At 59.8% G+C, this 21,753-nt stretch carries 16 protein-coding genes, 1 tRNA gene, 1 riboswitch and 1 other annotated feature; of the genes, 10 read left to right on the top strand and 7 right to left on the bottom strand.

Annotated features, from left to right (window positions below; genetic code table 11):
- From EJL02_RS03685 to EJL02_RS03710, 6 genes are all read right to left on the bottom strand, one after another.
- Positions 1 to 1,302, bottom strand: a complete 1,302-nt coding sequence (locus tag EJL02_RS03685) for a phenylacetate--CoA ligase family protein (protein ID WP_125115074.1) — start codon at positions 1,300 to 1,302, stop codon at positions 1 to 3.
- 61 nt (positions 1,303 to 1,363) lie between these two features.
- Positions 1,364 to 1,936: an indolepyruvate oxidoreductase subunit beta gene (locus EJL02_RS03690; protein WP_125115075.1), complete on the bottom strand. Its 573-nt coding sequence runs from the start codon at positions 1,934 to 1,936 to the stop codon at positions 1,364 to 1,366.
- Between the two features lie 4 nt (positions 1,937 to 1,940).
- Entirely contained in the window at positions 1,941 to 3,683 is a 1,743-nt protein-coding gene (iorA, locus tag EJL02_RS03695; protein ID WP_125115076.1) for an indolepyruvate ferredoxin oxidoreductase subunit alpha, read from the bottom strand.
- A gap of 99 nt (positions 3,684 to 3,782) precedes the next feature.
- Entirely contained in the window at positions 3,783 to 5,336 is a 1,554-nt protein-coding gene (locus EJL02_RS03700; protein ID WP_125115077.1) for a sodium:solute symporter family protein, read from the bottom strand.
- A gap of 41 nt (positions 5,337 to 5,377) precedes the next feature.
- Complete coding sequence (locus EJL02_RS03705) at positions 5,378 to 7,015, bottom strand: class I adenylate-forming enzyme family protein (protein WP_125115078.1); 1,638 nt, start codon at positions 7,013 to 7,015, stop codon at positions 5,378 to 5,380.
- 52 nt (positions 7,016 to 7,067) lie between these two features.
- Positions 7,068 to 7,297 (bottom strand) — a binding site (T-box leader).
- Positions 7,298 to 7,353: 56 nt separating this feature from the next.
- Complete coding sequence (locus EJL02_RS03710; protein ID WP_125115079.1) at positions 7,354 to 7,767, bottom strand: PaaI family thioesterase; 414 nt, start codon at positions 7,765 to 7,767, stop codon at positions 7,354 to 7,356.
- Positions 7,768 to 8,123: 356 nt separating this feature from the next.
- Between EJL02_RS03710 and EJL02_RS03715 the strand changes: the two genes are divergently transcribed.
- From EJL02_RS03715 to EJL02_RS03760, 10 genes are all read left to right on the top strand, one after another.
- A tRNA-Gln gene (locus EJL02_RS03715) sits at positions 8,124 to 8,197 on the top strand.
- A 335-nt stretch (positions 8,198 to 8,532) separates the two neighbouring features.
- Complete coding sequence (locus EJL02_RS03720) at positions 8,533 to 9,240, top strand: LytR/AlgR family response regulator transcription factor (protein WP_125115080.1); 708 nt, start codon at positions 8,533 to 8,535, stop codon at positions 9,238 to 9,240.
- Positions 9,237 to 10,544, top strand: coding sequence for a sensor histidine kinase (locus tag EJL02_RS03725; RefSeq protein ID WP_125115081.1), 1,308 nt, complete (start codon positions 9,237 to 9,239; stop codon positions 10,542 to 10,544). Before EJL02_RS03720 ends, EJL02_RS03725 begins: the two co-directional genes overlap by 4 nt.
- A 270-nt stretch (positions 10,545 to 10,814) precedes the next feature.
- Positions 10,815 to 11,783: a copper amine oxidase N-terminal domain-containing protein gene (locus tag EJL02_RS03730; protein ID WP_125115082.1), complete on the top strand. Its 969-nt coding sequence runs from the start codon at positions 10,815 to 10,817 to the stop codon at positions 11,781 to 11,783.
- 269 nt (positions 11,784 to 12,052) lie between these two features.
- Positions 12,053 to 12,724, top strand: a complete 672-nt coding sequence (locus EJL02_RS03735) for a response regulator transcription factor (protein ID WP_125115083.1) — start codon at positions 12,053 to 12,055, stop codon at positions 12,722 to 12,724.
- The gene (locus EJL02_RS03740) at positions 12,721 to 13,632 is read left to right on the top strand and encodes a sensor histidine kinase (RefSeq protein WP_125115084.1); all 912 of its coding nucleotides are present in this window, start codon (positions 12,721 to 12,723) and stop codon (positions 13,630 to 13,632) included. The genes EJL02_RS03735 and EJL02_RS03740 overlap by 4 nt, the downstream gene beginning before the upstream one ends.
- Positions 13,633 to 13,739: 107 nt before the next feature.
- A complete protein-coding gene (locus tag EJL02_RS03745) occupies positions 13,740 to 14,408 on the top strand; it encodes an ABC transporter ATP-binding protein (RefSeq protein ID WP_125115085.1) in 669 nt (222 codons plus the stop codon).
- A gap of 13 nt (positions 14,409 to 14,421) precedes the next feature.
- Positions 14,422 to 17,118, top strand: a complete 2,697-nt coding sequence (locus EJL02_RS03750; RefSeq protein ID WP_243114393.1) for an ABC transporter permease — start codon at positions 14,422 to 14,424, stop codon at positions 17,116 to 17,118.
- 339 nt (positions 17,119 to 17,457) lie between these two features.
- Positions 17,458 to 18,693 (top strand): beta-ketoacyl-ACP synthase II, encoded by a 1,236-nt coding sequence (fabF, locus tag EJL02_RS03755; protein WP_125115086.1) that lies wholly within the window; start codon positions 17,458 to 17,460, stop codon positions 18,691 to 18,693.
- Between the two features lie 12 nt (positions 18,694 to 18,705).
- On the top strand, positions 18,706 to 20,346 hold the full coding sequence (locus tag EJL02_RS03760; protein ID WP_206426947.1) for a class I adenylate-forming enzyme family protein: 1,641 nt from the start codon (positions 18,706 to 18,708) through the stop codon (positions 20,344 to 20,346).
- Positions 20,347 to 20,391: 45 nt separating this feature from the next.
- Here the strand turns inward: EJL02_RS03760 and EJL02_RS03765 are convergent, their stop codons facing one another.
- The gene (locus tag EJL02_RS03765) at positions 20,392 to 21,594 is read right to left on the bottom strand and encodes a cation:proton antiporter (protein ID WP_125115087.1); all 1,203 of its coding nucleotides are present in this window, start codon (positions 21,592 to 21,594) and stop codon (positions 20,392 to 20,394) included.
- A 59-nt stretch (positions 21,595 to 21,653) separates the two neighbouring features.
- Positions 21,654 to 21,727: riboswitch (Fluoride riboswitch) on the bottom strand.
- Between the last annotated feature and the right edge of the window lie 26 nt (positions 21,728 to 21,753).

The following is a 21,753-nucleotide window of genomic DNA, read 5'->3' on the forward strand; positions in this document are numbered from 1 at the left end:
TTAAATCTTGCGCTTGTCGATGACACGGACGGCCTTGCCCTCGCTGCGGGCGATGGTCTTGGGCGCGACCAGACGGACCTTGGCATAGATGCCGAGCATCGCCTTGAGCGCGGCCACCAGATGCTTTTCCATCTCGTTGATCTTGCCGAGGTTGTCCGAGAAGTTCTCGGGCGTCATCTCGACCATGACCTCGAGCGTATCCGTGTTGTTGACGCGGTCCACGATCAGCTGATAGTTGGCCTGATAGCCCTGCGCGATGAGCACGGTCTCGATCTGGGACGGGAACACATTGACGCCCTTGATGATGAGCATATCGTCGCTGCGGCCGCGCGGCTTGCACATCTTGACGAAGGTGCGGCCGCACGAGCACTTCTCATGGCTGAGCACGCAGATATCGCGCGTGCGGTAGCGCAGCAGCGGGAAGGCTTCCTTGGTGATCGAGGTGAACACCAGCTCGCCCTGCTCGCCCTCGGGCAGCACTTCGCCGGTCTTCGGGTCGATGATCTCGGCGATGAAATGGTCCTCGTTGATGTGCATGCCGGTCTGCGCCGAGCACTCGAAGCTGACGCCCGGGCCGGACAGCTCGGTCAGGCCGTAGATGTCATACGCCTTGATGCCCAGCGTGTTCTGGATGTCCTGCCGCATTTCCTCGCTCCATGCCTCGGCGCCGAAGATGCCGGCCTTGAGCGGGATCTGGTCGGGCGTCAGGCCCATTTCCTTCATGGTCTCGCCGATGTAGGCGGCGTAGGACGGGGTGCAGCACAGGATGGTCGCGTTCAGGTCGCGGATGAACATGATCTGGCGCTCGGTGTTGCCGGACGAGGTCGGGATGGTCAGGCAGCCGACCTTGTGGCTGCCGCCGTTGAGGCCGGGGCCGCCGGTGAACAGGCCGTAGCCGTAGGACACCTGGCAGACGTCCTCATTCGTGCCGCCCGCCGCGACGATGGCGCGCGCGCAGCAGTCCTCCCACAGGTCGATATCATGCTGGGTGTAGAAGGCGACGACGCGCTTGCCGGTCGTGCCCGAGGTGGACTGGATGCGCACGCAGTCCTTGAGCGGGCGCGCGACCAGACCGTACGGATAGGCCTCGCGCAGGTCGTCCTTGGTGACGAAGGGCAGCTTGTGCAGGTCCTCAACGCCCTTGATGTCGTCCGGCGTCAGGCCCTTCTCCTCCATCTTCTTGCGGTAGTATGGGACGTTGTCCCAGACGTTGTGCACCTGCCCCACCAGGCGCTCGTTCTGCCAGGCCAGGATCTGCTCCCGGCTGGCACACTCGATTTCAGGCTGATAATAGCGTTCCATTGGCATTTCTGTTCCTTTCTGACCCGCCGCGCGGGCGGGAGGATTTACGCAGGGAAAAAAGTCAGCCGTTGCGGCCCAGATGGAAGGCGCGGCGGTTGAGATCGAGGAATTTGGCCGGCACGCTCTGCTCGAGCGCGGTGAGCCATTCTTCTTCGGTGAAGTCGAAGTAGTTCGACAGGTGGCCCATCAGCACGATGTTGACCGCCTTGGACGAACCGGCCTGCTCGGCCAGCGCGAGCGCGTCGAACGCGTCCACATTGACGCCCGCAGCCTGCATCTTGCTCACCAGATCCTCCGGATAGGGCATCGCGCCCGTGATGACCGGCATGGGGTTGATCTTCTGGGTGTTGACGACGATCTTGCCGTCCTTTTTGAGGTATTCGGTCCAGCGGGCGGCCTCGAGCAGCTCGAAGGACACGATAAAGTCGGCCTCGCCCTTGTCGATGACCGGCGAGTAGACCTTGTCGCCGAAGCGGACATAGGTGACAACGCTGCCGCCGCGCTGGCTCATGCCGTGCACCTCGGAGACCTTGATGTCATAGCCGCGGGTCAGCAGCAGTCGGCCCAGCAGCTTGGAAGCCAGCAGACTGCCCTGTCCACCGACGCCGACGATCATGATATTTTTCGTTTGCATGTTCTCAGTCCTCCTTGGGCGCGTGCAGGGCGTCGAATTTGCACAGCTGCTCGCAGACGCCGCAGCCGGTGCACAGCGTGTTGTCGATCTCGGCCTTACCGCTGGTCATCGAGATGGCCGGGCAGCCGATCTTCATGCACATCTTGCAGCTCATGCACTTGGTCGCATCGACCACGAGCGGCTTGTTGTGCTTGACGTATTTGAGCAGCGCGCAGGGACGGCGGGCGATGATGACCGAAGGCTCGTCCGCGGCCAGTTCTTCCTTGATGACCTTGTCGCAGGCGTCCAGATCGTACGGATCGACCACGCGCACGCGGTTGATGCCGACCGAGCGGCACAGGGTCTCCAGATCGATCTTGGTGCAGGGGTCGCCCTTGAGGTTAAAGCCGGTCGTCGGGTTCTGCTGGTGGCCGGTCATGCCGGTGATCGAGTTGTCGAGGATGATGACGGTGGCGTTAGACTCGTTGTAGGCGATATTGACCAGACCCGTGATGCCCGAGTGCATGAAGGTCGAGTCGCCGATGACGGCCACCGACTTGCCCGCGGCTGCCGGGTCGCCGCCCTTGAGGAAGCCGTGCAGGCCGGACACCGATGCGCCCATGCAGAGTGTCGAGTCCAGCGCGGACAGCGGCGGCACCGCGCCCAGCGTGTAGCAGCCGATGTCGCCCAGCACGGTGATCTTGTTTTTCGCCAGCGTATAGAACAGGCCGCGGTGCGGGCAGCCCGCGCACATGACCGGCGGACGGGCGGGGATCGCCTCATCCAGCTTTGCGCCCGCGTCCGGCACAACGCCCAGCTTTTCGGCAACCTGATTCTGGCTCAGCTCGTCGATGCAGGAGAACAACTCTTTGCCGACCGGGTTCAGACCCAGATTGCGGCAGTGCTCCTCGATAAAGCCGTCAAGCTCTTCGACCACGACCAGCTTGTTAACGCCCGCGGCAAAGTCGCGGATCTTCTGCTCCGGCATCGGCCAGATCATACCGAGCTTGAGCACGGGATACTTGTCGCCGCAGACTTCCTTGACGTACTGATAGCTGGTCGAGGAGGCGATGATGCCCATCGACTTGTCCGCGCCGTCCTCGATGCGGTTGATCTCGGCGGTTTCCGCCCACGCGGTCAGGTCGGCGGTGCGCTGCTCTACGATCGGATGGCGGCGCTTGGCGTTGCCCGGCATCATGATGTACTTGGCGCCGTTCTTCTCATAGGGCTTGGCGGGGCGCTCGGGGCGCTCGCCCGTCTCGACGACGCTCTGCGAGTGGGACACGCGGGTGCACATCTTGAGCAGCACGGGCGTGTCGAACTGCTCGGACAGGTCGTAGGCCAGCTTGGTGAAAGCCAGCGCCTCGGCCGAGTCCGCAGGCTCGAGCATGGGGATCTTGGACGCCTTGGCATAGTGGCGGGAATCCTGCTCGTTCTGGGACGAGTGCATGCCCGCGTCATCGGCCACGCCGATGATCATACCGCCGTTGACGCCCGTGTAGGACAGGGTAAACAGCGGGTCGGCGGCCACGTTCAGGCCGACGTGCTTCATGCCGCAGAAGCTGCGGCGGCCGGAAAGCGATGCACCAAAGGCAGCTTCGGTGGCAACCTTTTCATTGGGCGCCCACTCGGCGTAAATTTCCGGGTATTTTGCGGCCGCCTCCGTGATCTCGGTACTCGGCGTGCCGGGATAGCTGGAGACAAAGCTGCATCCGGCCTCGTACAGGCCGCGGGCAACGGCTTCGTTGCCCAACATCAGCGTTTTCAAGAGACATTCCTCCTATTTTTTGAATGGATATCTATATACGGGACGGGCCCGACCGATGGCCGGGTCTGTTCCCATATGGATGCCGAAAGAAAGGATGGGTCAGGTCTGATCCCCGATGGATTCCTTGACCTTGACCACGACCGTGCGCTCATAGCAGGAGAACACCTGCTCGACGTGCGCGGTCTCCGGCGGCCGGGTCAGCAGGCTGACGACCGGCACGATGACCAGTCCCGCCAGCATGCAGAACGCGCCCGCGTTGATGGGCGACTGCAAGATCGCCGGGAACGCCGAGCCGACAAAGATGTTCGCCAGCATGACGACGGTCGAAAAGACAAAGCAGACGACGCAGGCGGCCTTGGTGGTGCGTTTCCAGTACAGGCCGTACAGGAACGGCGCGAGGAACGCGCCCGCCAGCGCGCCCCAGCTGACGCCCATGAGCTGCGCGATGAAGGTGACGCTCGACGAATACTGCACGAGCGCGAGCACGACCGAAATCGCGATGAACACCACGATCAGCAGCCGCATGGTGAGCACCTGCTGCTTTTCCTTCATGTCCTTGGCAAGCGTGTCCTTGATGAAGTCGAGCGTCAGCGTCGAGCTGGACGCGAGCACCAGCGAGGACAGCGTGGACATCGAGGCGGACAGCACCAGAATGACCACCACCGCGATCAGGAAGGACGACAGCCCCTCGAGCATGGTCGGGATGATGGAGTCGTAGCCGTTCGCGGCGACGAGTTCTGGCGTCGAGAACAGCCGGCCGAAGCCGCCGAGGAAGTAGCAGCCGCCCGCGACGATAAACGCGAACAGCGTCGAGATGATCATGCCTTTGTCAATGGCCTTTTCGCTGCGGATGGCGTAAAACTTCTGCACCATCTGCGGCAGGCCCCAGGTGCCAAGGCTGGTCAGCAGCACAACGCCGAGCAGGCCGACCGGGTCGGGGCCAAAGAAGGAGGCGAACACGCCCGGGGTGGTGCTCGTCGCGGGGTCGGACACCTTGGCAAGGCCGTCCAGCGCGGCCAGGAAGCCGCCCTGACTGTTGAGCACCGCGCCGATGACCGCGCAGATGCCGACGATCATAACGATGCCCTGCACAAAGTCGTTGATGGCGGTCGCCATATAGCCGCCGGCGATGACATACACACCGGTCAGCACGGCCATGACGATGACGCACACAGCGTAGTCGATGTGGAAGGCCATGCCGAACAAGCGGCTCAGGCCGTTATAGAGCGACGCGGTATACGGGATGAGAAACACAAAGATGATGGCGGACGCGGCCAGCTTCATGCCGCGGCTTGCAAAGCGCGCCTCAAAAAACTGCGGCATGGTCGCGGAGTTTAAGTGCTGGGTCATGACGCGCGTGCGGCGTCCCAGCACGGCCCACGCGAGCAGCGAGCCTAAAATGGCGTTGCCGATGCCGGCCCAGGTGGCGGCTATGCCGTATTTCCAGCCGAACTGGCCGGCGTAGCCGACAAAGACGACGGCGGAAAAGTAGCTGGTGCCGTAGGCGAAGGCGGTCAGCCACGGGCCGACCGAGCGGCCGCCCAGCACAAAGCCCGCGACGTTATTCGCATGGTGGCGGCAGCTCAGGCCGATGGCGATCATGATGCCGAAAAACACCACCAGCATGGCAAGTTTGATGATAAGATCGGACATGGGAGTTTACCTCATATAGAATCGGTATGGCAGGCGCAGCATCAGTGCGTGGTCTGCTCTTCCACCAGACGGTTGCTGCAATATTTCTCCCGCAGCACCGGCTTTTCGATCTTGCCGGTGGGGTTGCGCGGGATTTGGTCGAAGATGATCTTGCGCGGGCGCTTGTAGCGCGGCAGCTCGGCGCAGAACTGGTTGATCTCGTCCTCGGTGCAGGTCTGGCCGTCGGCCACCTCGATGATGGCCGCGGCGATCTCGCCCAGACGATGGTCGGGCAGGCCGATGACGGCGACGTCGTGGATCTTGGGATTGCGGCGCAGGAAGTCCTCGATCTGGACGGGGTACAGGTTTTCGCCGCCCGAAATGATGACGTCCTTCTTGCGGTCCACCAGATAGATGAAGCCGTCCTCATCCATGCGGGCCATATCGCCCGTGTACAGCCAGCCGTCCTTGAGCACTTCGGCGGTCGCTTCGGGGTTCTTATAATAGCAGACCATGACGCCCGGGCCCTGGACGATCAGCTCGCCGACCTCGCCCTGTTTTACGTCATTGCCCTGCTCATCGACGATGCGGGCCTTCCACTGGTAGCCCGGCTTGCCGATCGCGCCGACCTTGTCGATGTTCTCTACGCCCAGATGCACGCAGCCCGGGCCGATGGACTCGGACAGGCCGTAGTTGGTGTCGTACTGATGATGCGGGAAGATTTTGAGCCAGCGGTGGATCATGCTCTGCGGCACGGGCTGCGCACCGATGTGCATCAGCCGCCACTGATCGAGCATGTAATGGTTCAGGTCGATGCGGCCGGACTCGATCGCCTCGAGGATATCCTGACACCACGGCACGAGCAACCAGACGATCGTGCATTTTTCCTCGGTGACCGCGCGCAGAATCCACTCGGGCTTGACGCCGCGCAGCAGCACGGCCTTGCTGCCCGAAATCAGCGAACCGAACCAGTGCATCTTCGCGCCCGTATGGTACAGCGGCGGGATGCAGAGGAACACGTCCTTGCGGGTCTGGCCGTGGTGCTTCTGCTCGGTGCGGCACGCGCCCAGCAGCGAGCGGTGCTTGTGCAGAATGGCCTTGGGGAAGCCGGTCGTGCCCGAGGAGAAGTAGATCGCCGCGTCGTCCTCCTCGGTCAGCGCGACCGGGGGCGCGCTCGACGAGCAGAACTCCACCAGACGGCAGCAGTCCTCGGCGTAGGACGGCACCTTGCGGCCGACATAGAACAGCAGCTTGACGCCGGGGATCTTATCGATGATCGGGTCCATACGGGTGACAAATTCCGGTCCGAACACCAGCACCTCGACGTCCGCGAGGTCCAGGCAATACTCGATCTCGTCGCTCGAATAGCGGAAGTTCATCGGCACCGCGACGCAGCCGGCCTTGAGGATGCCGAAGTACAGCGGCAGCCATTCCAGGCAGTTCATCAGCAGGATGCCGACCTTGGTGCCGCGCTCCAGCCCACGGCTGAGCAGCAGGTTGGCAAAGCGGTTGGCCTTGCGTTCAAAGTCCTTCCATGTCATCTCCCGGCGATAGGGGGCGTCGGGACGGGCGCTCTCGATCAGGCTGTAATCCCGCCAGGTGACGGCGGCGTCGCGCTCCTCGGAAGGGTTGATCTCGACCAGCGCGATATCGGAACCGTACAGCCGTGCATTTCGTTCCAGAAAATCCGTAATGACCATAAGTATCTCCTTCTTTTTCGGCGGCAGGGATAAAAAAACGCCCTCTGCATCAGCAGAGGACGAGAAAAACCCGTGGTACCACCTCTATTTGCCGCCAAAGGCGGCCTCAGCAGGGCCAAAAAGCCCCCTGCGCTGTAACGGGCGCCCCCGTTGCCGCCTACTGACCGGTTCAGCGGTACCGCTCCGAAAAGTATTCCGTCGCCGCGTCTGCACTGCCTTGCACCAACCGGCAGCTCTCTGGCCAGGGGAACGGGACGTACTTGGTTTCTTCATCGCGTTATTTACGAAATCCACTTTATCACTTTTATCTGTTAAAGTCAAGGGCAAAATGACTAAAATTATTCCCCGATTTTTTTACGGGTGACAAAACCGTTGACCGTCATCTCCGCAATCACGGTGTCCAAGTTGTCGGCGACTGTGACCGTATAAAAGCAGGTCGAGCGGCCCGAACGGACGCAGTTTGCCTCGGCGATCAGTTCGGTGCCGCGCGCGGCGGACAGAAACGTGATATCATGCTGCAGCGAAACCGTGACGGTTTCGGCAAAGGCGTTAACCGCGACGGCAAAGGCGAAGTCGGCCAGCGTGAAGATCGCGCCGCCCTGCGGCGTGCCAGCGGCGTTAAGGTGATGCGGCCGCAGCGTCATGGCGCAGACGGAGTGGCCCGGCTCGGCCAGCCGGATCTCACAGCCGGCAGCATCGGTGGCAAAGCGATCGGCGGCAAACGTGGCGCGGATCTGTTCCAGCGTAGGCATAGGGGATTCCTTCTTTCCGGGAGGTTGCGCGGAGATTTTTCCGCGATACTGTATTAAAATGTATCACGAATCGCGGCCCGCTGTAAAGAGGAATGGGGGAATTTTTTTGCGGCGCGCGGCCGCTTACCGTAACCGCGCTGCGATGTATCGCGCATTGAGAAACGGGCGCTCGAGAAGCTGCGCCAGTCGCTCGCCAACAGCGAATGAGGAAGGCGGGACTGTTTCCCGCTTTCCCCGCCCGCGCGGGAGGCCCGACGGCTGCTTTCAAATTTTTCAATTTTTCTAAAAAAACGCTTGACACTGCCCGTCATCCGTTGTATACTATACAAGTCGCAAGGACGACGACAAAAAAATATAGCCGAATTGTGTAAAGGTAGCACGACAGACTCTGACTCTGTTTGTGAGGGTTCGAATCCTTCTTCGGCTGCCACCTGAAAAGCAGCTTTTCTGATGAAAAGCTGCTTTTTTCATAACTTTTTGCAGCTTTCAGAATTTCCAGATTTTTGATGTCTGTCAAATGGTTTTTGGAATCCGTTTTTGAAACGGTCAACGGCCCAATCTTTGCCCAAACGTTTTGACATCATCTTTCTGCACGTTATATAAAAACCCGTCTATGTGATTGGCTTTCCGCTCGCATGGGCGGTTTTTTGCTTTTAAACCACAGACAAACCCGATATTCCGAAAAGAGAATATCGACATATCCGCTGCGAGCATGTTATAGTAGACCCAAAATATAGAAACCGTTTTGGGGAGGAATAAAGTTTTATGCGCGTGATTATCTGTGATGACGACAAACTGTTTTTACAGCAGTTCCATCGTACTTTGGAACAGGCATTCGATCAATATAAGCAGGCGGCAGAAATTATTTGCGTTGCATCAGGCGCAGCCTTATTCCTTGCATTAGGCCAGCAATCAGCTGATGTTATTTTTCTTGATATTGAGATGCCAGATGAAGATGGCTTTTCTGTTGCAAAACGGCTGTCAAAATCAGAACACAAACCACTGTTGGTTTTCACGACCAATATTGAAACGCTGGTGTTTCAATCATTTGTGCATGAGCCAATATGGTATCTGCTGAAAAGCAACATGGACCAGCTTCCTGCAGTTATTCATAAAATCATCGAAAAATTTGAGCAAACCAAAAAATATATTAAAATTACAATCTCTAATACACAGCATCGCATCCCGTTATCTGAAATTCTATATTTTGAAAGCAAGGACCACTACATTATCCTGCATACAAAAGACTTGACATATCGCTTTCGCGGAAAGTTGAACGATGTAGAAAAGCAAGCAGATCATAAACTTTTTGCGCGCTGCCATGCCAGCTATCTTGTAAACCTGCAATATGTCAAAGCACTTGGCAAAGGGAAAATCGTATTGAGCGACAACAGCAGCATTCCGATCAGCAGAAACAAATTAGAAGGAACGCAGGAGGCCTTTATGAATTACAAAGGGAGTTTGAGGATATGAATTTTCTGTTTGAAACTGCCGTCAACACATTGGAAGCATTCCTGATTCTCGAATTTTTAACGCAGTATTTCGGTTTCCGTTTCCAAGCTTCTCTTCGATACATAGGGTTTTGCGTGTTTTGGATGGTATCGACCGTTTCAATCACCGTCTTTTCATGGAATGAATCTTTTGAGATTCTTTCCAGCCTGATGCAAGTTTTCATCAACATCGCTTTTTGTATACTGCTTTTGAAGGGAAATCCCGGTACAAAGATATTCATCTCCGCCTTTACCATGGTGGGTATTGTTCTGCTGAGCAGTTTTACTGCTTTTTTTATAGGACATATCACACAAGATGGAATAGGCGAAATATATACCCAGTTTACTCTTGTGCGGATCACCGCGATTGTCATGTCGAAAGTGTTATTTTTCCAAATCACACGAATCATTCTCAAAATCAGAACAGACACAAATTTGCTCAAACTGGAATTCATTCCCTTGATCGTGATTCCTATTCTTTCGATCTGCACCGTTTCGATTTTAACGAATGTTGCTCTTGGATATCCGGGCGCACAACAGAGGATTTTTTACGCCATATGCCTCATCCTCACACTAAGTCTTTTAACATATTATTTATTTTTCCGGCTTAGCCGAAACAGCCAGCTGAAACAGGATTACGAGCTTCTGAATTTGCAGTACGATTGTGCCAAACAAAACGCAGAGGATATCCGACGGATGTACGAAAACATCCGAGCACTGCGGCACGATATGAAAAACCATTTGCTTTGCATCGCAAATTTACTGCAAGCTGATGCAGCAAACCATCAACAAGCACAAAACTATATTCAGAACTTACTGAATCAGCAGGAAAGTTCGCAAAAGAACATTATTTTTTCTGAGAATAACGCATTAGACGCGATTCTCAACACCAAGCAAACAAGTGCGCATCAATACGGTATTCGATTTGATGCAATCATCGTCGATTCACTACAATTTATGTGTGCCGATGATATTTGCGTATTGTTCGGCAATCTACTTGATAATGCGATCTCGGCAGCCGCACAGACGGAGACCAAGCAAATCAGCCTGCATATTCAGCCGCAAGACACCTATGTTTCTATTGTTTTGACCAACAGTATCCCAAAGGAGGTTCTTGCGGAGAATCCCGCTTTAAAAACAACAAAGGCTCAGACAGATGGACACGGTTATGGCATCAAAAACATCCGAAAGGTTGTGCAGAAATACCATGGTCTCATTCGCTTTTACGAAGAAAACGGGACATTTGTCAGCGATATTCTGCTGCTGACAACCCCGATTTTAGAGTAAAGCAATATGGTGTATCAAAAAAATATCCGGACAAATATCCCGATCGGAAGCAGTTACTAATTTCGTCTAAAATCCTGCTATTTTCGTCAACCCTCTTGCGTCCAACAGAAAAAGCGGTTATGCTACAGACATCCAATTGTGACACGAAATAATGGCGGTCAACCTCTGCATCCGTTTGGAACCTGCACAACGTCAAACAGCGGTTCCGGAATTTCTGACAACACTGTAAAGGGGTATTACACCTGCCAAAAGCAAAGGAGTGATAACCATATGAAACTGTTCAAGCGAATCTTATGTGGAACACTGGCTGCACTGACAGTGGCGGCATCCGTACCGTTGGCAAGCGCTGCGGACGAAACCGCAAAGCTGTATCCTCTGACACTTCATGTGGACGGGCTTCGCGTATACGCATTGAACGAACAGCAGCAGGAAGTGCCGACGATCCTGTATCAAGGCAGTTTCTATCTGCCTGTCCGGACAGCCGGAGAATGGCTTGGAAAAAACGTCAGCTGGGACGGCACAACGCAAACCGTTTCGCTCTCCGGCTCAGTCGAGCCGTCATTCCATACGGCGCTCCCCTCTGCGCCATCCTTCTCCTATTCCTACGGGGAGTCTATCTCCATTCAGCCGCGTCCGGATATGACGATCCTGCTGGACAGTCAGCCGCAGACCTTCTATACGGCATCAGGCACTCAAATTTATCCGCTGCTGTACCGCGGAACCACCTATCTGCCGCTGCGCAGCGTTGCTTCGCTGATTGGCATGCAGCCCGCATGGCGCAATGCGACCGCACAGGACGCACCCTTGATTTCTCTGTACACACCAATGACGGAAGCGCAGTCCACCGCCTGCCTGCAATACCTGGCCGCTGTCAGCGAACAGGCCAAAGCCTATTCGGATGCTGCCGCCGGTTTGATGGCCGAAAAGGACAACAAAACTGCGCTGAAAGCACAGCTTGACGAAATGCAGCACATCTTGGAGCAAGTTTCGGCAATGCCGATACCGGATGTGCCGTATCTGCAGCACTCGGGCAAAACCATAACCGACGCTGTGGCAGCGGATCGTGCCCTGCTGACCGATGCTGCGGCAAAACTGCAAACGCAGACGGCAGAAGAACTGTTCCTGCTGGAACACGGGCAGGCGGTCGGCGTGCTGATGCAGGCCGCAACCCAAAGTAATCTTTCCACCGCGGCAACTGCCCTGTTGAATGATTATCAGCGCGTAGGATTGCAAACTTGAACAGTAGGAGGGATTCCTGATTACGGGATCCCTCCTGTCTTTTTATCACACGGCCATCCGCCCCGTCGGCCTTTCGGGCGGCAGCGATGGTTTGACGGCCTCAACAGCCGCATTTCTGATGCGATCCGTGTTCATTACGCCGATTTGCTTTGCATTGGGCTTTGTCATTTCGTTTGCGCGCTGCATATCCACCGCTGACCCCTGCCCGCGCGGCTGCCCATTGGCAGGCGCGCGGGTTTTATGCTACAATAGGGCGAAGAGGTGATCCCATGAGCCACATTCTGATCGTCGAGGACGACGCAACGCTCGGCCGCGGGCTGGTGCTTGCGCTGTCGGACGGGGCGCACACTTGCACGCTTGCGAAAAACTGCGCGCAGGCGCGGCAGGCGCTGCAAGAGACGCCCTTTTCGCTGGCATTGTTTGACGTCAACCTGCCGGATGGTTCCGGGCTGGCGCTGCTGGAAGAGACGCGCGCGGCGGGCGGCCCGCCGGTCATCCTGCTGACCGCGAACGACCTCGAGACCGATATCGTCACCGGCCTGACGCTGGGCGCGGACGACTATATCACCAAGCCCTTTTCACTCGCCGTGCTGCGCGCCCGGGTCGAGGCCGCGCTGCGCCGCACCGCGCCCGTCAAAGCGCCCGCCGTATTCCGGCAGGACGGCTTTGTCTTTGATTTTGACGCGCTCTCCTTTTCCGCGGACGGGCGCGCCGTGCAGCTGTCCCAGACCGAGCAGCGGCTGCTGCGCCTGCTCACCGAAAACCGCGGCCACACCGTGCCGCGCGACACGCTGATCGACCGCATCTGGACGGACGGCGCGGCATATGTGGACGAAAACGCACTCTCGGTCACGGTTGGGCGGCTGCGCCGCAAACTGGGCGCGGACGCACCCATCCAAACCGTGTACGGTGTGGGTTACGGCTGGGCGGTGCATCCATGACGCCGTGGATTATCGCGGCCTGCGCCGTGCTGCTGGCGGCCGCCGTCATCGCATACGACCGGTATCGGGTGCGCCGCACGATGGATACGCTCGACCGCATGCTGGACGAGGCAATCCGCGGTACGTTCACCGCGACGCACTTTGACGAGAGCCGCCTGTCCGCGGTCGAGGTCAAAATGCAGCGCTATCTGCAAGCTAGCGGCACTTCCAAAGCGCAGCTGGAGGAGCAAAAGGCGCGCGTGCAGGGACTGATTGCGGACGTATCGCACCAGACCAAAACGCCGATCTCGAATATTCTGCTTTATGCCGAGCTGCTGGGCGACAAGCCGCTGCCCGACGACTGCCGCGACTGCGTGCAGGCGCTGTCCGCGCAGGCGCAAAAGCTGCGCTTTCTGATCGAGTCGCTGGTCAAGGCCGGACGGCTGGAAACCGGCGTAATCGCCGTCCACCCCAAGCCGGACCGCGTCGGCTCGCTCGTCGCGGACGCGCTGCGCGAAGCCACGCCCAAGGCGGCGGCAAAAGGCATCACATTATCCGGCACGCCTGCGAATGAAATCGCATGCTTTGACCGAAAGTGGACGCTGGAGGCGCTGGGCAATCTGCTCGACAACGCCATCAAATATACGCCCACGGGCGGGTCGGTGACCGTGTCGGTCGTGCCGTACGAGCTGTTCTGCCGCATCGACGTGGCCGACACCGGCATCGGCCTGACCGAAGAGGAAACCAGCCGCGTGTTTGCCCGCTTTTACCGCGCGCCCGCCGCGCAGAACGCGCCCGGCGTCGGTCTAGGGCTGTACCTTGCGCGCGAGATCGCCGCGGAAAACGGCGGATACATCAAGGTATCCTCGCGTCCGGGCGCGGGCAGCACGTTTTCGCTGTTCCTGCCGCGCGGGGACGGCCAAATGTGACAAAACCGTTAGATTTTGGAAAGGCTCTGGACAGATTGTTGTGGTATCGTCTGTATTGTACCGGAATACCGGCGCAATACAGACTTTTTTCAGGAAGGAACATGGTTATGACGGTTTTACAGACGCAGGACCTGCGCAAGATATACGGCGCGGGCGACACCGCGGTGCACGCGCTCGACGGCGTGGACCTGACGGTGGAAAGCGGCGAATTTGTCGCGGTGGTCGGCACGTCCGGCTCGGGCAAATCCACCCTGCTGCACATGCTCGGCGGGCTGGACCGCCCGACAAGCGGCAAGGTATTCGTGGACGGCAGCGACATCTTTGCGCTGAAGGACGACGCGCTGACCATCTTCCGCCGCCGCAAGATCGGCTTTGTGTTTCAGGCCTACAATCTGGTGCCGGTGCTCAGCGTATACGAGAATATCGTGCTGCCGATCGAACTGGACGGCGGCGCGATCGACCGCGCCTATGTGGACGAGATCATCCGCACGCTCGGGCTGGAAAGCAAGCTGTCTAGCCTGCCGAGTCAGCTCTCCGGCGGCCAGCAGCAGCGCGTGGCGATCGCCCGCGCGCTGGCGACCAAGCCCGCGATCGTGCTGGCCGACGAGCCGACCGGCAACCTCGACAGCCGCACGAGTCAGGACGTGCTCGCGCTCCTCAAGGTGACGGGCGAGAAATTTGGCCAGACCATTGTCATGATTACCCACAACGAGGAGATCGCTCAGCTCGCGCACCGCATCGTCCGCATTGAGGACGGCAGGATCGTCCATTCGTAAGGGGGTGCGCGACATGCTGAGTGTACCCAACCGCAAATGCATCCGCCGCCTGTCCGACCGCAGCCTGAAGGCGGCCAAGACCCGCAACCTCATCGCGGTCATCGCCATCGCGCTGACGACCGTGCTGTTTACCTCGCTGTTCACCATCGGCGCGTCGATCAACTACTCCTTTCAGCAGCAGAACTTCCGGCAGGCGGGCGGCGACGCGCACGCCACCTTCAAAAACCTGACCGAAAAGCAGCTGCTCGAGCTGGAGGACGACCCGCTGATCCAGGAACACGGCACGCGCCTGTTCGTCGGCATGACGGACAGCGAGCCGCCGTTCAACAAAAGCCATGTGGAGATCAGCTACATGGATGCGAACGACGCCAAGCACTATTTCATCCAGCCCGTGGAGGGCAGTCTGCCCCGCGAAGGAACGGACGAGGCCGCGACCGACACCCGCGTGCTGGCCCTGCTCGGCGTCGAGCCCAAGGTGGGCGCCAAATTTACCATCCCGGTCGGCATCGACGAAAACACCTGGGATGCGCAATATGTCGAGCGCACTTTCACCCTGTCCGGCTGGTGGGAGTATGACAGCGCGATCGTCGCCTCCAACGTGATCCTGCCGCGTTCGGCGGCCGAAGCGCTGTGCGCGCTTTCCTCGGGCGCGCCTGACAGCCAGACGGGCAAGTGGCATCTGGACGTGATGTTCGACAGCGCGTTCCACATCCGCGAAAACGCGGAACAGGTGCTGGCAAACCACGGCTACCAGTGCGAGGACCCGACGGCGGAGGACTACATCGCCATCGGCGTCAACTGGGGTTATACCGCCGCGCAGATGGACGCGGCAGCCGATCCCATGACCATCATTGCGCTCGCCGCCATGCTGCTGCTCATCATGTTCACCGGCTATCTCATCATCTATAACGTGTTCCAGATCTCGGTGACGAGCGACATCCGTTTTTACGGGCTGCTCAAAACCATCGGCACGACCGGCCGGCAGATCCGCCGCATGATCCGGCGGCAGGCTTACCTTCTATCGCTGTTCGGCATCCCGCTCGGCTGGGTCGTCGGCTTTCTGGTCGGCGTCAAGCTGACGCCGATCATCATGGAGCAGACGTCGTTCACCACGACCTATGTGTCGCTCAACCCGCTGATTTTTGTCGGCGCGGCGGTGTTTTCGCTGCTGACCGTGCGCATTTCCTGCCGCAAACCCGGCAAAATGGCGGCGCGCGTCTCGCCCGTCGAAGCCGTGCGCTATACCGATGCCAGCGTGCGCCCGCGCAAGGCAAGACACGGCAAGCAGGCCGCCCGTAAACCGTCGGGCGCGCGCCTGCCGCGCATGGCGTGGGCCAACCTCGGCCGCAGCCGCGGCAAAACCACCATCACGGTCATCTCGCTCGCGCTTGCGGTCGTGCTGATGCAGATGACCTACACCTTCGCCATCGGCTTTGATATGGACAAATATCTGGCGGACAAATCAGCTGTCGATTTCATCGTGGGCGACGCGTCCTATTTCCAGACCGGCGCAAACTTCACCTCGACCGACGAAGCCGTGCCCGAAAACGTCATCGCGGACATCGACGCCCAGGGCGGCATCACGGATTCCGGCCGCATCTATGGGCAGGTGTCCAGCGTGCAGGAATTCATCGCGGAAGACTGGTTCCGCCGGAACAACAGCACGTTTTACTCGGCGGAATCGCTGGACTGGCTGATTGCGCATACCGACCACGACCAGACCGGCCGGATGGCCGACCGCGCCCAGCTCTACGGCATGGAGGACTTCCCGCTGTCCAAGCTGACCGTACTGGACGGCGACCTGTCCGCCCTGTCCGACCCGACCGCCAATGCGGTCGCGGCGGTCTACACGACCGACGACTACGGCGACCCGGAAATGCAGTCCCACTGGGCCAAGGTAGGCGACACCGTGCACCTTCGCTATGTCGAAGCGTATGAATACTATTACGCAGACACGGGCGAGGTCATCCCGGCGGACCAGGTGGGCGCGGCCTATGACGGCGACCGCCCAGTCGCCTCGCGCGCCAAAAACTACCGCGACAAAGAATACACGGTCGCGGCGACTGTGCTGGTTCCCGGCTCGCTCGACTACCGCTTCTACGGCGCGGACCAGTTCGTCATGGGCGCGGAACAGTTCAAACAGGACACGCAGACCAGCTCTGTTATGACCTATGTGTTCGACACCGAGGACGCGGCGACCGGCAGCATGGAAGCCTTTCTGGCCAACTATACGGAAAACGTCCAGCCGCTGTTCGACTACGAGAGCAAGGCGACCTATCAGGCGGAGTTTGACGGCTTCCGCTCCATGTTCCTGACGCTGGGCAGCGCACTCAGCCTGATCATCGGCCTGATCGGCGTGCTCAACTTCTTAAACGCCGTGCTGACCGGCATCCTCACGCGGCGGCATGAATTTGCCGTGCTGCAAGCCATCGGCATGACCGGGCGGCAGCTCAAACGCATGCTGATGCTCGAAGGGCTGTATTACGCGCTGCTCGCGCTCGGGGTCAGCCTCGCGCTGAGCGTGACGCTCGGCCCGGTGATCGGCACGGGCTGTACGACCGTGTTCTGGTTTTTCTCCTACCGGTTTACGCTGCTGCCCTTTGCCCTGCTGCTGCCGGTGTTTGTTCTGCTGGGACTGGTCATCCCGCTCATCACCTGCCGCAGCGCCATGCGCCGCACGGTCGTCGAACGGCTGCGGACGGATGAATGACGCCTGCGCACCTCCCTTTTCCCGCAAAACCGCCTCAAAGCGCGGACCGGCCGGGGCCGGTCCGCGCTTTTCCGTATCCACGGCCGGATTTTTTCATCGTCCCCCCTGTTTTTCCCATCCGATGCCTCCCCCGCCGCTGCAGGCACAAATGCACACTTTCCCGTCCTTCTGTACAGCATTTAATGTGCAATCCGCCCCCGAAATGCACTTTTACTTTTCGCCACTTTCTGGTATAATAGATGAAAATAAATCATCTTTATCCACTGTTTCCGCTGTATGCGCAGCAGAAATCTGCCGCGGGGAAACGCATGGAAGTACAATCATAAATGGGGAACATATATGAAAGAGAAAAAACTGGTCATCACGGGCATGGGCGCGGTAACGCCCATCGGCATCGGGGTTTCCGCCTACTGGGACGCGCTGATTTCCGGCCATTGCGGCATCGGCCGGATCACGCGTTTTGACGCGTCCGACCTGCCGGTGCAGATCGCGGCCGAGCTGAAGGACTTCGACCCGACGGCGTACATGCCCAAAACCCTGGCGCGCACCATGGACCCGTTCATGCAGTTCGCGTTCGCCGCGGCGCAGGAAGCGCTTGAGGACAGCGGCCTTGCCATCGAACCCGAGGCCGAGCGCATCGGCATCGTCATGGGCACGGCCATGGACGGCGTGACCACGGTTGCGCAGACGCAGGCCGCATTTGACGCGGGCCACCGTGTCGGCCCGCGCTTTGTGCCCATGACCATCGGCAACATCGCCGCCGCGCAGATTGCCATTGCGCGCGGCATCCGCGGCCCGAGCCTGACACTCAACACCGCCTGCTCGGCGGGCGGCGACGCGATCATGACCGCCGCCATGCTGCTGCGCGCGGGCGAGGCCGACGCCGTGCTCGCGGTCGGCGGCGAAAGCATCCTGTGCCCGATCGTCGTGTCCGGCCTGTCGCAGGCCAAGGCGCTTTCCCGCCGCAACGACGACCCCGAAACCGCCTGCCGTCCGTTCGACGCGGAGCGGGACGGTTTTGTCATCGGCGAGGGCGGCGGCGCGCTGCTGATCGAAACCGAGGAGCACGCGCTTGCGCGCGGCGCGCACATCCACGCCGAGCTGGCGGGCTACGCCAACACCTCGGATGCGCACCACGTCACCGCGCCCTGCCCGGACGGCGCGGGCGCTGCCCGCTGCATGCAGTTGGCGCTGCAAAAGGCCGGCATGCAGCCGTCCGACATCGGATACATCAACGCGCACGGCACCTCGACCATGCTCGGCGACAAGGCCGAGACGCTTGCGGTCAAGAACGTGTTCGGCGGCCGCGAAAGTGCGCCCCCGATGTCCTCGACCAAGTCCGCGACCGGCCATCTGATGGGCGCGGGCGGCCTGACCGAGGCGATCGCCTGCATCAAGGCGATCCAGACCGGCATGCTGCCGCCGACGCTGCATCTGACCACCCCCGACCCGGACTGCGATCTGGATTATGTGCCGAACACCGCCCGTCCGGCGCAGATTTCCGCCGCGATGAGCAACTCGCTCGGCTTCGGCGGACAGAATTCCAGCGTGATCGTCAGCAAATACCAGAAATGAGGGAATCCCACTTTGCAGAATCAATACACCTATGATGTCACCATGTTCCGCGACACGTTCGAAACGCGGTTCACCTACCTGAACGGTTTCCTGCGCAATGTTTCGCGCTTCGGCAGCCGCCCCGCGCTGCATGACCCGATCTCCGGCCGCCGCTGGACCTATGCCCAGCTCAACGCCGAGGCCAACCGTCTGGCGCACGCGCTGCGCGCGGACGGCGTGGGCAAAAACGATGTGGTCATGTTCACCCTGCTCAACTCGCCCGAGTTTGTGTTCTGCTATCTGGCCGCACACAAGGTCGGCGCGATCGCCTGCCCGGTCAACTACCGGCAGGGCGCGGGCGAAATTGCACTCGTCATCGACGACAGCCGCCCCAAGGCCTTTTTCTATGACGCGGAGTTCGGCGAACTGTCCGGCGGCGCACTCGAAATGTGCCAGTGCAAGCCGGAAACCGTCGTCATGGTCGATTACAAGGGCGAGGCCGCCGCACCCGCGGGCCACACCCGGTATGAGGAATACGTCCTCGGCCAGCCCGAAACCGATCCCCCGATCGACTTTGCGCCGCATATCTACGACGAAACCACCCGTCTGTACACCTCGGGCACGACCAACCGCCCCAAGGGTGTGCCGATCAACAATGTAAACGAAGTGCTGTCCGCGCACGACGTGATGATGCACTTCCCGCTCGGCCCCACCGACCGCACGATGAACATGACCCCGTGGTTCCACCGCGGCGGCATCCACTCGGGCGGCCCGTGCCCGACGCTGTACGCCGGCGGCGAGGTCGTCATCCTGCGCGACTTTGCGCCCAAGCGCTGTCTGGAGTACGCGGAAAAGTACCAGATCTCGTTCCTGATCGGCGTGCCGACCATCATCGCGATGCTCGCCCGCACGCAGGAGCGCTCGCCCTCCGACCTGTCCGCGCTGCGCGGCATCGTCACCATGGGCGCGCCGTTTGAAAAGGCTGCCTGTGAAAAATACATGCAGCTGCTGACCCCCAACATCTTCAACGGCTACGGCACGACCGAAACCTTCTGGAACACCTTCCTGCGCCCGTTCGACCTGCCGGATATGGCCGGCTCGGCCGGTCGCTCGTGCACGGACGACGACGTGCGGCTGGTGCAGATCCGCGAGGACGGCACACATGCCGAACCCGACCAGACCGTGCCGCGCGACGGCGAGACCCCGGGCGAAATCATCATTTCCTCGCCCGCCAAGAGCGCGTTCTGCTACTTCAACAACCCGGAAATGACGGCCAAGAAATTCTACAAGGGCTGGCTGTACACGGGCGACGTGGGCACCTGGGACGAAAACGAGTTCGTCACCGTGTCCGGCCGCAAGGACGACATGATCGTCTCCGCGGGCGAAAACATCTACCCCACCCAGATCGAAGCGGTGCTCAACGAACACCCCAAGGTCGCGGAAAGCGCGGTCATCGGCATCCCGGACAAGCTGCGCGGCGAGGTCGTCGCGGCGTATGTCGTCCCGTCGGACGACAGCCTGACCGTGGAGGAGCTCAAAGACTACTGTGTGCACAGCCCGATGCTGTCCTCCTACAAATGGCCCCGCATTTACAACATCGTCAAGGAACTGCCGCACACGGCAACCGGCAAGCTGATGCACTACAAACTGCGCCAGCAAACTCAGGAAAAGTAAAACAAAAGACGGCTTGAGGACTTCTCAAGCCGTCTTTTTCTGTGTTCAGGCCGCGCTTTGCTGCGGCGCTTCCGCCTGCCCAAGCAGGCGGCGGTAGGTCAGGTCGATCGCAAACGCACCGAGCGGCGCCGTGATCAGGATGGCGAGCACCGCCACGGTCAGCACGATCTGCCCGCAGCCCAATCCCATGGTCAGCGGCACCGAGCCGATTGCGGCCTGCACGGTCGCCTTGGGCGTGTAGGCGATCATGCAGAACAGGCGCTCCTTCGCGGACAGCGGCGTGCGCAGCAGGCAGACGAACACGCCCGCCATGCGGAACACCAGCGCGCCGAGCACGACCAGCACGGCCGCCACGCCCGCCGCCGCGGCATAGCCGATGTCCACCGTCGCGCCGACCAGCACGAACAGCAGCACCTCGGCCGCGACCCACAGACGGTTGTACTTGCCCGACAGGCGCGCGGCCAGCTCGGGACGGCGGCGGTTGATCGCAATGCCGCAGCTCATGACCGCGAGCAGGCCGGAAAACGGCACGATGCCCTTGACCGCGTTTTCGAGCGCGACGAACAGGAACGATACGCTGAGCAGCACGATCACCTTGACCGAGTCGCGCACATGGATGCGACGGTACACCGCGCCGAAGGCAACGCCCACGGCCAACCCCACGATGATGCCGGTCACGATCGAGATCGGGATCTGCACAAAGGTCGCGGGCGAGAACGTGCCGCCCTGCGCCAGACCGGTGAACGCGGTGAACATGACGATGACGAACACGTCGTCCACCGAGGCACCCGCCAAAATCATCTGCGGGATGCTGCGGCGCGTGCCGAAGCCCAGTTCCATCAGGCGCAGCATCTTGGGCACGATCACCGCGGGCGACACCGCCGCGACCACCGCGCCCATGATCGCGGCATCCAGCACCGAAATCCCGAGCAGGTGCGGCGCGATCGTCACCATGCCCACGATTTCAAAGCACGCGGGCACGAAGCACAGCAGCACCGCCGGGCGGCCCACCTTTTTCAGATCCTCCAGATTGAGCGACAAGCCCGCGCGCGTCAGGATGATGATGAGCGCAAGCTGCCGCAGGTCGGCCGAGATCCCCAGAATGGACGCATCCAGCAGGTCGAGCACATACGGACCGAGCAGGATACCGGTCAGCAGCATGCCCAGCAGACTGGGCAGCCGCAGCCGCGTCACGATCCACCCTAAACTCATCCCCACCAGAAAAATCAGGGCAAGACTTGTCAACATATTGTTTTCCTCCTTGTTTTCCCGTTTGCAGGCACAAAAAAAGCCGATGCCCCTGCAAACCATTTGCAGAAGTCATCAGCTAATCAGCGGTTTTGGCGCCATGCCACGGGAGAACTTCATTCCCTCGGATGGTATTATACCCCGCGCTGCCGCCGCTGT

The sequence above is a fragment of the Agathobaculum sp. Marseille-P7918 genome, from assembly GCF_900625105.1.
Lineage (GTDB): Bacteria > Bacillota > Clostridia > Oscillospirales > Butyricicoccaceae > Agathobaculum.